The 288-nt window shown below is 65.3% G+C and carries 1 protein-coding gene; it reads left to right on the top strand.

The annotated features are described in order from the left end of the window. Positions 1-288 (top strand): phenylalanine--tRNA ligase beta subunit-related protein (locus AC0L3U_RS39170; protein WP_473365086.1); only part of this gene is annotated, 288 nt, incomplete at both ends.

Genomic DNA, 288 nt, shown 5'->3' with positions numbered 1-288 from the left:
TGGCCGAAGAAGGCGAGAAGCTGGTACTGCTCGACGGCCAGGAAGTCAGCCTGCGTGCAGACACCCTGGTTATCGCCGAGCATGCCCGCGCGCTGGCCATCGCCGGCGTGATGGGCGGCGAGCACAGCGGTGTGTCCGCGACCACTCGCGACGTATTCCTTGAAAGCGCATTCTTCGACCAGATCGCCATCGCCGGCAAGGCCCGTTCCTACGGCCTGCACACCGATGCATCGCACCGCTATGAGCCCGGTGTAGACTGGAAGCTCGCCCGTGAAGCCATGGAGCGCG

The sequence above is a fragment of the Bradyrhizobium sp. Kon69 genome (genome assembly GCF_055807515.1).
This window is presented reverse-complemented; position numbering and strand designations above follow the sequence as displayed.